Annotated in this window: 12 protein-coding genes and 1 pseudogene; 7 read left to right on the top strand and 6 right to left on the bottom strand. The window is 45.0% G+C overall.

Features of this window, described 5'->3' with window-relative positions:
- Positions 1–125: 125 nt before the first annotated feature.
- Together OQJ86_RS25375 and OQJ86_RS25380 are read right to left on the bottom strand one after the other, a co-directional pair.
- Positions 126–1,019, bottom strand: coding sequence for a cation diffusion facilitator family transporter (locus OQJ86_RS25375; RefSeq protein WP_042605291.1), 894 nt, complete (start codon positions 1,017–1,019; stop codon positions 126–128).
- Positions 1,020–1,194: 175 nt separating this feature from the next.
- Complete coding sequence (locus OQJ86_RS25380; protein WP_038869630.1) at positions 1,195–2,073, bottom strand: LysR family transcriptional regulator; 879 nt, start codon at positions 2,071–2,073, stop codon at positions 1,195–1,197.
- Positions 2,074–2,245: 172 nt separating this feature from the next.
- On the opposite strand from OQJ86_RS25380, the gene OQJ86_RS25385 reads away from it, so the two are divergent.
- Positions 2,246–2,821 (top strand): class I SAM-dependent DNA methyltransferase, encoded by a 576-nt coding sequence (locus tag OQJ86_RS25385; protein ID WP_042605292.1) that lies wholly within the window; start codon positions 2,246–2,248, stop codon positions 2,819–2,821.
- Between the two features lie 63 nt (positions 2,822–2,884).
- Here the strand turns inward: OQJ86_RS25385 and OQJ86_RS25390 are convergent, their stop codons facing one another.
- On the bottom strand, positions 2,885–4,855 hold the full coding sequence (locus OQJ86_RS25390) for an acetoacetate--CoA ligase (RefSeq protein WP_265991958.1): 1,971 nt from the start codon (positions 4,853–4,855) through the stop codon (positions 2,885–2,887).
- Positions 4,856–5,076: 221 nt separating this feature from the next.
- Between OQJ86_RS25390 and phhA the strand changes: the two genes are divergently transcribed.
- Positions 5,077–5,871: a phenylalanine 4-monooxygenase gene (phhA, locus tag OQJ86_RS25395; RefSeq protein WP_009704714.1), complete on the top strand. Its 795-nt coding sequence runs from the start codon at positions 5,077–5,079 to the stop codon at positions 5,869–5,871.
- Positions 5,861–6,199: a 4a-hydroxytetrahydrobiopterin dehydratase gene (locus OQJ86_RS25400; RefSeq protein ID WP_265991960.1), complete on the top strand. Its 339-nt coding sequence runs from the start codon at positions 5,861–5,863 to the stop codon at positions 6,197–6,199. The genes phhA and OQJ86_RS25400 overlap by 11 nt, the downstream gene beginning before the upstream one ends.
- A gap of 93 nt (positions 6,200–6,292) precedes the next feature.
- Here OQJ86_RS25400 and OQJ86_RS25405 read toward each other — a convergent pair whose 3' ends face one another.
- Positions 6,293–8,062 (bottom strand): choice-of-anchor I family protein, encoded by a 1,770-nt coding sequence (locus tag OQJ86_RS25405; RefSeq protein WP_265991962.1) that lies wholly within the window; start codon positions 8,060–8,062, stop codon positions 6,293–6,295.
- A 149-nt stretch (positions 8,063–8,211) separates the two neighbouring features.
- Here OQJ86_RS25405 and OQJ86_RS25410 point away from each other — a divergent pair.
- Positions 8,212–8,451: pseudogene (locus OQJ86_RS25410) on the top strand (HopJ type III effector protein); the annotation flags it as partial.
- 60 nt (positions 8,452–8,511) lie between these two features.
- On the opposite strand, the gene OQJ86_RS25415 reads toward OQJ86_RS25410, so the two are convergent.
- Positions 8,512–8,820 (bottom strand): cysteine-rich CWC family protein, encoded by a 309-nt coding sequence (locus OQJ86_RS25415; protein WP_017188880.1) that lies wholly within the window; start codon positions 8,818–8,820, stop codon positions 8,512–8,514.
- Between the two features lie 161 nt (positions 8,821–8,981).
- Here OQJ86_RS25415 and OQJ86_RS25420 point away from each other — a divergent pair, with 161 nt between their 5' ends.
- From OQJ86_RS25420 to OQJ86_RS25430, 3 genes are read left to right on the top strand one after another with little or no spacing between them, the layout of a single operon-like run.
- A complete protein-coding gene (locus OQJ86_RS25420; RefSeq protein ID WP_265991965.1) occupies positions 8,982–9,680 on the top strand; it encodes a DUF3313 domain-containing protein in 699 nt (232 codons plus the stop codon).
- Positions 9,681–9,683: 3 nt separating this feature from the next.
- Complete coding sequence (locus OQJ86_RS25425) at positions 9,684–9,899, top strand: DUF3820 family protein (protein WP_005433583.1); 216 nt, start codon at positions 9,684–9,686, stop codon at positions 9,897–9,899.
- 41 nt (positions 9,900–9,940) lie between these two features.
- Complete coding sequence (locus OQJ86_RS25430; protein ID WP_020195304.1) at positions 9,941–10,183, top strand: hypothetical protein; 243 nt, start codon at positions 9,941–9,943, stop codon at positions 10,181–10,183.
- 163 nt (positions 10,184–10,346) lie between these two features.
- Here OQJ86_RS25430 and OQJ86_RS25435 read toward each other — a convergent pair whose 3' ends face one another.
- Positions 10,347–10,685 (bottom strand): cytosolic protein, encoded by a 339-nt coding sequence (locus OQJ86_RS25435; protein ID WP_265991968.1) that lies wholly within the window; start codon positions 10,683–10,685, stop codon positions 10,347–10,349.
- Between the last annotated feature and the right edge of the window lie 250 nt (positions 10,686–10,935).

Genomic DNA, 10,935 nt, shown 5'->3' on the forward strand with positions numbered 1-10,935 from the left:
GTTCTCCGTTACAAATCAGCAAAGTATCCAATCTGGAAAAAGAAAAATGCCAGTCAGCTTAACTGACTGGCATTACCCAAGATTGGGAGCTTTTCTTTTAAGTTCTAATGATTTTTGGCGGTGACCTAATAAGCGACGTTCAATTGTAGTTGAAGCTTGAATCTGTGCTTCGATAGTCGCTTAGTAAGCTGCTTACGAGTGTGCTCTAGCGTATCAAGCTCTAGTGTGTCGTCATCCACATGCACGTCCACATTTACTCGTAGCTCTTGACCAACTTTAGTAACGCCAGCCAGTTTCAATTGGTGCTCAGTCACTTTTTCGATGTCTGAAACGTCTTTACCAACGCTCTGACACAACTCTTTACTTGGTGTCATCATTAACAGTTCGCGTAGGGCACCAACTAGCATATCAAATGGTACTTTAAGGAAATAGAAGCCCATTAATAGCATCATCATTGGGTCTGCATAGACGGCGTAGTGGGCGTATGATGTTAATGATACTAACCAAGCAGCGATAAAACCTGCTGTAACAGCAACACTTAAAAGCGTATCCATTTGCCATTGTTTTTTCTCAGCTTCGATTAAACCTGACGAGAAGCGACGGCTTTTCTTCGCCATAAACCACCAAGCGTAACCACAACCAACCACATTAACGACACCGAAGATAGTTGCAATAGAAGCATCAACCTCTCGGCCGCCTGACATCAGCGCGGTTACCGCTGAGAACAACGAGAAAGCAACCACAATTAGAATAACCGCTGCTTTGATAGCGATAACGATAGGTTCAAGTACAGCCTTGCCGAAAGGAAAAATAGATTTTGATGGCTTGCTGATGTAGTAAGAAGCTGCCAGTGACAATAAAGTTAACAGCAGACTGACCAGAGAATAAACACCGTCAAATACGATGACGATCGACCCAACAAGCAAGCCAAGTACCATCCCACCGACTGCAAACCCAGAAGCTAAAAGGGCTGAGAAGGTTAAGATTCGGTTTTCGTTTTTGCTTGTCCTGTCACACATAAAATATGCCTTTTATTTCTACACCCTTACATTGTTCTCTTCTGGGCGAATTTAAGCAAATTAAAACTGCGTGACATTTAATCGATATGAGATGGTTCTTTAGTGGTTTTCTTATTATTCAGTGACTTATGTTTACTTCTTTCTGTCAATATATTTGACGCTCAGTGAAATATGTTTAGAAGTCGAATAAATACTCGCTTAATTTATCAGCCAGCCAACTCATTGCAGGGTGCTCTGTTTGCCCGTTTGGCACAAACATACAGTAGTCCTCTTGCGTCAAACCATAGGTATGTTTGATCACTGCAAGTTTCTGATGTCTCAAATAATGTCGGATCAAAGGCTCTGGCAATACACCCCATGCGTCTTCTTCCAAAATGGTGTTTAGCATGTAGTCAAAACTGGAAAAACCAATGTATCGAGTAGAAAAGGGGTGGAGTTCCGGGTTGTCTTTTTCATTCAAGTACACCATCAACGCTTGCATCTGGTTACGCAGGTCTTCATCGGTTACGCGGCGCATTTTACTCAGTTGGTGATCAAAGCCACAGACCGACATCATTCGAATTTTGCCTAGAGGATTGTAGACAATATGCGGGTCGTCGACACGTTCGTAGTCCACACCAAATGCAAAGTCGACTTGTTGTGTACTGACTAAATTTGAAAGGTCACCACTGGAGGCCAATATCAAGTTGAAGGTGGTTGAGGGGAAGCGATTATTGAGTGTGTGAGATAGCTCTTGCCATAATTCATCAGGAAGGGAGTCATCACGTGCGACCCAAACTTCTGCGTTGAACCCATCAGACACTAGAGCGCAGGTTTTCTTGATACGTTGAGCTGTAACAAGCAGGTTTTCGCAATCTTTATAAATCGCCTTTCCTGCTTCAGAGAGCATGAGTTGATTGCCCGTGCGAAGGAACAACTCAACATCTAAGTCTTTTTCAAGCGCCTTAATCGACATGCTGAGTTTGGTTCGATTGCAGTCTAATTGACGTGCCGCCTCTGAGACGGAACCACACTCGGCAATGGTACAAAAAGCTTCAACTTGAGCTAAGTTCATGATTAGACGAGACCTAAAGTGAAATGGTAATAACGCGCAGTACGTCGGAATTGACTTTCTAATGGTAAGAAAGATTATCGAAAAAAACACGGATTCGCCAGATAAGTCTATGGTGTTTTAACGTTTTTGCGGTAATCTATGGGGGTTACAAGAAGTGAACATGGAGGCCACGATGGCACAAGATTGGGACGGCTTAGCAAAGAATTGGGAATCAAACCCAGCAACAGAACAATTTGCTCAGTCGGTGTTTGCACAGTTACAACAGCTTACTCAGCTTGATGGCATTAAAGTATTGGATTTTGGATGTGGGACTGGGCAGTTAAGCCAGCTGTTGTCACCATCCGCTAAAGACATTGTGGCATTGGACGCGTCCGAAGCTATGATCGAAGAGCTCGATAAGAAAGAACTTGTAAACGTTGAACCGGTAGTGGATGTGTTAACCCGTGGTTTGGTTGCTCAACATCCAGCGTTTCGTAATCAGTTTGATCTTGTAGTGGCATCTTCTGTGCTTGCATTCATTGATGATTTTGAAACCGCATTAAAGATTTCGCATTCATTACTCAATAAAGGTGGCTATTTTGTTCACTTCGATTGGGTTGCAGATTCAGCGAAAGAGGGCTTCACTCTAGCGAAATCAGAGAATGCACTTATCAAAGCAGGCTTTGCTGAGGTAGAAACGAAGAAGGTCTTCGAAATCACATCAGACGGGCACACAATGTCAGTATTAATGGGCGTAGGTCGCCGTTAATCTCCGATAAAGAACATAAGAAAAGCGAGCAATCTAGCTCGCTTTTTTGTTTCCTTTGATTTGCTAGACAAACGTGAGTTGTCGAATTTCTTCTAAAACATCCGGGTTCGCAATCGCGCCTAAGTTCTCGACTTCCTTGCCATTTATGACTTGTTTGACTGCAAGTTCTACCAACTTTCCTGAGCGCGTTTTAGGGATGTCGCTGATGGCGAAGATTTGGCTTGGTACGTGTCTTGGCGAGCAGGACGTTTTGAGGCGCGACTTAATCTCTGCTACTAACCTGTCATCTAAAGTGACACCCGAAGCGGTCTGCACAAACAGCCAGATTTGCTCATTGCGATCGACCTCTTTACCTACAGCGATAGAATCGACGATACCATCAATAGCGTTTACCTGTTGATAAATCTCCGCTGTGCCGATGCGCACACCGCCAGGATTCAACAATGCATCGCTACGACCGTAGAAAACAAATCCACCTTTGGCGCTGCGTTCGACATCGTCACCGTGATGCCAGATATCATCGAATTTGTTCCAGTAAGCGTTGTGGTAGCGTTCCCCTGTATCGTTCCAAAAGCCGACAGGGAAGTTAGGCATGGACTTGACACAGACGAGCTCACCGCGTTGTTCACTCACGCTTTGACCTTGCGAGTCGAACACTTGAACATCAATCCCCAAGCCAGCGTACTGGCATTCACCACGATAAACAGGCGAGATAGGGTTGCCTAATACAAAGCAGCCACAGATGTCTGTTCCGCCTGAAATAGAAGCCAAGTGCAAATCTTGCTTGATGTGTTGATACACGTAGTCAAACTGCTCTGGATAAAGCACAGAGCCCGTAGAGCACAGGGTTCTCAAAGCTGGGAGTGAGTAATCTTTGATAGGTGACAATCCGGCTTTTTCTATCGCCTCTAGGTACTTGGCGGCAGTACCAAAGAGACTCACCTCGGCGCGCTGAGCAAAATCCCACAACACATTAGGTGCTGGATAAACCGGGCTACCATCGAAAATCACCAAGCACGCACCACTCGCCAGAGCAGATACGTGCCAGTTCCACATCATCCAACCACAAGTTGTGTAATAAAAGACGCGGTCTTTAGGCTGAATGTCTGAATGAAGCTGGTGTTCTTTAAGGTGATTGAGAATCGTACCGCCAACAGAATGCACGATGCACTTAGGTTTGCCAGTTGTGCCGGAGGAATAAAGCACAAACAGCGGACTATTGAATTCCACGCGAGTGTAATGCAACGGAGCAGGGGAATACTGATTAATGATGTTTTGCCAATCGTGAGTACAAACATCGCATTCGAATACATGCGGTTTGAGGCAACCGATCTGGCATACTTGTTTCAGCCCATCAAGATGATCCGCGATGTGATGGTTCTTCTCTGACATATCGAAAGTTTTGCCGTTGAAGGTATAACCATCGCAGGTGAAGAGAACCCTTGGCTTCACTTGCCCGAAGCGCTCAATAACGCTTTCTACCCCAAAATCAGGGGAGGTAGACGTCCAAGTTGCTCCTAAGCTGGTGGTGGCTAGCATTGCAATGACGGTTTGTGGCATATGTGGTAAATAACCAGCAACCACATCGCCATGCTTGATGCCACATTCGGCTAACCACTGCTGAACGCTCGAGACCTCATCACACAGCTGTTTCCATGTGTAGGTCTGTTTGTCGCCGCGTTCGTTTTCAAACCAAATCGCCAGCTCATCGGCTTGTTGCTCTGCCAAACTAAGCAGGTTCTCTGCGTAGTTAACTTGAGCTTGAGGGAACCACACGGCATCTCGATTTTGCATTGGTGATTGCCAACGGCTTTCACCTTGTGCTTTTACGGTATCGCCTTGCGTGCCAATTAGGTCGCAAAATTGCCAAACCTCTTTCCAGAAATGCTCGTTATGCTCCAAAGACCATTGGTGCAAATCAGAGTAGTTTTTGAGCTCGAACCCCTGCCGATTAATGTGCTCGATAAACTGCGTGATATTGGCTTGCTCGATTCGATCTTCCGTCGGCTGCCAGACTTTGTTGCTCTCGCGCATAGCCCCCTCTATAACAAAGTTTTAACGTTTTCAGTCTGAGGTGAACCAGAAATAAAGTCAAACTCGTTGGAGAAACTGGCTCCTTATGTATATCAATGTGTTAGGTGTTAATGTAAAGAAAATGTTACACCTGAATTTTGAGTGGAAAATGGTCAGGGGATTGGAAGGACAAAAGAGTGTAGATAGGCTTAATGTAAAGGATTTGTTAACGGAGATGTGCAATGACTCAGTATCATTCAAAACCCGTCGATCAGGATGGAAGGGTAGAATGGAGCCATGAAGAGGATGCCATTTGGCGCGACTTGGTAACAAGACAAATGAGCGTGATTCAAGACCGTGCGTGCAACGCTTATCTGCATGGACTCAAGCTACTCGATTTGCCTCATGACCGCGTGCCACAACTGCCCGAAATCAATCGTGTTTTGATGGAAACAACGGGCTGGCAAGTGGAGCCAGTACCTGCATTGATCGACTTTGATCGTTTCTTCAATTTGCTTGGAAATAAACGCTTCCCAGTCGCGACGTTTTTGAGAACGCGAGAAGAGTTTGATTACTTACAAGAGCCAGATTTTTTCCATGAGATCTTCGGTCATTGTGCCATGCTCACCAACCCTGATTTTGCCGCCTTTACCGAGCACTACGGACAGCTTGGACAAGCCGCGACACCAAAGCAGCGAGGGTACCTTGCGCGTTTATATTGGTTTACAGTCGAGTTCGGTTTGGTTCAAGAGGGTAACAAAACCAAGATCTACGGTGGCGGCATCCTTTCATCTCCGGGAGAAACCATCTATTCATTGGAAAGCGACATCGCGATTAGAGACGAGTTTGACCTGCAAACTGTGCTAAGAACCCCTTATCGAATCGACATCATGCAGCCGAAATACTACGTGATTGAAGATTTGTCCCAGCTTTTCCAAATTAGCCAACTGAATTTATTGAAACAAGCCGATCTAGCGATTGAAGCCGGATTGCTTCCACCACTTTTTGAACCAAAGGAACCTGCTCATGTTGAATGAACAAAAATGCGAAGCTTGTAGTATCGATGCCATTGCACTTAGTAAAGAGGAACAACAGTCTTTGCTGCTGCAATTATCTGATTGGCAGATCATTGAGAGAGATGAGATTCCTCAACTTGAGAAGGTCTATAAGTTTAAGAACTTCAAACAAGCGTGGGCGTTTAGCAACAAGATTGCCGAGCTTGCAGAAGATGAATTCCATCACCCATCAATCTTGCTGGAGTGGGGCAAAGTGACCATCACGTGGTGGAGCCATTCTATTAAAGGCCTTCATAAGAACGACTTTATCTGTGCTTCGAAGTGCGACACATTGGCGATTGAAGAATAGAGTTGAGTGGTTATGCTCACTCGTAATAACAAAAACGCCCGGACTGAAGTTCGGGCGCTTTACTTTTAATTTTGTTCTCTTGAAGAGAGGGTATTAAAGCTCAATTCGAAACACAGATGTCGTACCTGACACTTCATTACCAACCGCGATAAAGTGTTGTCCGTTACGAGCAAAGTAGTTGATTGACTCTGGCGCCAAATCACCTGCTTTTGGATTGTAAGTGTCGTTCGCACACTCGCCGTCTTCCACTTCAGTACAAACTGGTTGGCTGTAATCACGACTGTTTACGTAATGCAGGAACTGCGCTTGTTTCGGGTCTGTGATGTCATAAATCATGATGCCGCCTTGACGCTCCAAGCCGATGAACGCGTAATGACGACCATTGATTTGTGCTACTTCAATTGCCTCTGGCTCAATGCCTTTGTCGTCGCTGCGGTCATCGCCACTGTCATTGCTATCGTTGGTGCTGTTGAAGTTCTTACCTTCATTCATTAATGCGATGGTTGCGAAATCGTCACCACTATCGAAAACCAACTCACCGTTTTCATCCCAAATAGAGAATGAACGTGCGCCAAAGGCTTGAACATTGTCTTGCGCAGAAAGCGTTTGTTCAGGCTTAATCACTTTTAGACGCGCGAGTTGTTTGTTGTCTTTTAGCGCTTCTGCCAACGGGTGATCTGCTGAGACTTTCAGCTTCTTACCGCGCACTTCGTCAACATGGCTTAAACAGGTGCCTTGCTCAGAAGTATATTCATCTTTACCGAGGTAATCGTCTTCATCCCACTTAAAGCCTGCTTGGTCACACAGAGCTTGTGTTGTTTTGAAGCCATATTCACGACCGTCACCTTCGTTGGCAGAGAGTATGTACGTTTTACCGTTTACCGAGTAGCTGTCGAGGGTATCTGGCATGTACAGACCAACCAACTGAGGGTAGCTCTTAAAGTTGCCAATGATTTTGTCTTTGTTAGAAGCATCCAGTTTTGAGTCCGACCAAGTTTTCTCGCCCAGACCGACAATTTTCTCTACCGATTTGCTCTCAGGGTTTACGATTGCCAAAGCATTATTTTCTTGCAGTGCAACGTAGATTTTACCGTTTTCAGCAAAGGTGAGGTATTCCGGCTCTAGATCCTGCGCCACCGTGGCATTTGGACCAGAGATTCGAACATCAGCTGGTAATTCAGACTTACGTGCTCCATCAAACTCATTGAAACCAATCTGCGTGACTTCTGCTTGTTTTACGCCTTGGCTCAAGTCGATTAATGTGATGCTGCCTTCTGGATCGACACTGTAGTCACCATTTGGCTCACCTTCGTTTGCTGTCGCAATGTATCTGCCATCTTTTGAGAAGCCAACCATGTCTGGCAGTGCGCCGGTAGGGAAGGTGGTGATCAGCGACAAATCATCCGAGCGGTACAAGCCAACAATGCCATTCGCCTGCTTATTGCTGTTTTCAATCGCTACAGCGACTAAACCATTAAAGACAGCAACGCTGTTTGCCGCACCAATTTCAACGCCTGCCGCTTCACCTGCACTGTTGAGATCAATGAATGCGGTTTGCGTTGGTGCGCTGTTGTCATCCATAGAAAGCACATCGACACGCTTTTCTTGAGCGTTGACAACGTAAAGCTTGTCAGTACACGCATCATATTGAACGATTTCTGCTGCCGATGTATCGAACGGTGCGTCAGCGATAGACGTTCCCATAAAGGTCAAACCTTGGATGGATGTCTCCCTAGCAATAGGTGCTACCGATGCTTTACATTGGGCTGCAAACGAAGAGAGAGAATCGTCAGGTTGAGATGAACATGCGATGGCAAGTGAAGATAATGCCAATACGCCTATTGCCTTAAATGGGGTGGTCATGATATTTCCTTATTAAGCAGATACAATGTTGCTCAATGCACCTAAATTAGATATCTATTCATTCACTACAACAGTGAGGAATAGTGCATTGATTGATGTGTTGTTAAATAAGGCTCTGAATATATTTATGATTTATGACTCTTATATTGGCTTTTGTGAATGGTGAAACGCAGAATAATGCCGGTGAGAATAATGGCTCGTGCAAGATCTTCGCTTTTGGTCAACTGAATAACCTAAGCAAAGAGGCAACGTTGGCGTGTTTTGGTCGCTTCTACCGTGAAGACGTATTGGCACATCCAGAGAACAACGACCATCAAAACATTCGTAACTTTATGGTGACAGGCTGGGATGGTGTGAAGTTCGAATCCCAAGCGTTAGCGCAGAAATAGTTCGCAGAACTCACCCTCATTTCAATGATAGCCAGTCCGTTATGTCCTATATTCGATAGGCTAGGCGACTGGCTTTTTCTCCAAACATTTACGACACAAACAAAGCTGTCCCGCTTCTGGCTTTGGTAAATCTCTGGTCTCAATATCAAAGCACCAGCACGTCTCTTTCCCCGCAGCAATATCGCAGTGCGCGTTCGTGCCACATTCAGGGCAAGAGTGGGTTGAATCATTTCCAACCAATTGCTCGATGATCGCGTCTCGTTGAGCATCAGACTTATCTTTCCACTGCACGATTTCTTCCATGGTTCGGTGACAGCCAGAACAGATTCCGCCGTTGTTCTTACAGGCTGCGCGGCAAGGTGACTTCATTATTTTTCTCGTTATGCTTTCCAGTAAGCGGCGTACTTTAACATGAAATTGTGCAGCGGGAAGCTCAATACTTGATTCAACAAAACATCCATTAAGTGAATAAATACTAGCCAAATTTATATGGAATGATAAACTGTATAATCAAAGTTTTAGAAGTTGGTATGTTTAAGTCATTGGTTGAGCGCTTGTTTAAGGCGACGGTTGTTGTAACTCTGGGTTTCATCTTGAGTGGATGTGCAGGTGGTCCTGTCGTCAGTGCGACGAAATTCACCAGTTATGAAGATTTTCGTCCCGGACCAGAGGGTGGCGTTGATCTTGTTTGGGCCAGAGTTGGTTTGCGCGATGCTACTCGATTGAAAGAGAAAATGGATGAATACGATAGCGTGGTGATTGACCGAGTAATGGTTGTGGTTCAAGAATCTGAGCTCGATGATGAAGAAATCAATGAATTGACGACTTACATGGTTGAGCAGTTAAAAGCGCGCATCTCACCGGTCAAAAAGATTGTCGACCAACCCGGTGAAAAAACACTTCGCTTGAGCATTGCAGTCAGTAATGTAGAAACGCCTAACCCTCTTCTTGCGGTTACCTCAAGCATTCTTCCAGTTGGTTTAGGGATCTCGACCATCTCAAAAATCACGACAGGAGAGCACACCAATGTAGGCTCCGCGACGGTGGAGTTACTGGTGAGCGATTCTGAGAGTGATGCGCCTTTGTTCGCCGTGATTGATCGTCAAGCAGGAAACAAAGACTTCTCGACTATGATTGACTCTTTAGACGATGCTAAAGATGCAATTAACTGGTGGGTCGATCGCTTGGGTGTTACTCTTAGCCAAGATTTATCCCAACAGACTCAGTAGTATATGTTAGAAAAAGAAAACCTTATTAAACTCGCTCGAATGCAAATGCCGTTTGGCAAATACGCTGGGCGTGTTCTTATTGATCTTCCAGAAGAATACCTACTCTGGTTCGATAAAAAAGGTTTTCCGGAAGGGGAGCTAGGCGAACTGCTAAAGCTCTGCCTCGCACTTAAAATTGAAGGCTTGGACAGTGTTGTTAAGCCTTTAAAGCGCATGTAACCTGCCACAGAAACTCCCTATTTTTGATTTAAAGAATTACCATGAATTTTGATATTAATGCACTGAAACACCACCAACTGGTCGAAGATGGTCAACTAGAAGGGTGTTACCTTCATCAACCTGCAAAGGGCAGTCAGCAAGATGACAAAGCGGTCTTGGCAGAACGCCAAGCGTTGGAAAAGATGGGGTACAAGGTGATACAGGTTCAAGCGAAAGGCGGGACCACAACGTTTGCCGAAGCGATGCAGGAGTTTGCAAAGAAGACTGGCCACCAGCCTCAGTAATAAGCGGATTCAACCGATTCAACTACCTACCACTTTTCTCGCAATACCCTCGGCTTCATACAAAAGAGTCAGACTATCAAGCTGACTCTTTTTTTGCCCTATTCCTTGCAAGCAATGCTGCTCGCTAGTTCATCGCAGCATTGCCTTTCTCGTGGAATAATTTTCAGTTCATTCGGGTAATAAAGGTTTGCTCATCATCCACAAAAGCGACTAACCCGCCGTGATAGATAAACACTCGCCCGCGTCCCTCGACTAAGCATGCTAGCTGTGGGTTCAAATCTTCTTCGTTATCTTGGCTTTCAAACGTGCCAGTATCCGTGATTACACCGTTGAGTGCAGGCAAATATCCATAAGTGCGTTTGGCTTGATCAATCAGGCTCAATTCACTGTCGATAGAGAAACAAGAGGGGATCGCACCAGCGTCTTCGATGAATATAGGTTTCAGTTCTTCAAAAGCTGTAATCACCAGCCAGTCGATGCCGTTTACATGATGGATAAACATAGAGTTGCTCGATAGTTTTGATGCGGAGATTCTATCACTATCAAGTACAGAACGTAGTAGAAATTTAGTTGTTCAAGGCGATAATTCTGTGCTACTTCCTGACATTCACCACGCCAAGTTGAGACAGGTTTCTGTCTAATATTAAGTGGCCATAACAAGCATACAGAGATCTCTAAAAAATGTATGGTCCGCCCCGTTATTGCAACTACAATTAAGTAATAACGGAGTTGGTTTGCGCTAATGTATTCGG

This window comes from Vibrio sp. Sgm 5, from assembly GCF_026241575.1.
In the GTDB taxonomy this organism is placed as follows: Bacteria; Pseudomonadota; Gammaproteobacteria; order Enterobacterales; family Vibrionaceae; genus Vibrio; species Vibrio jasicida.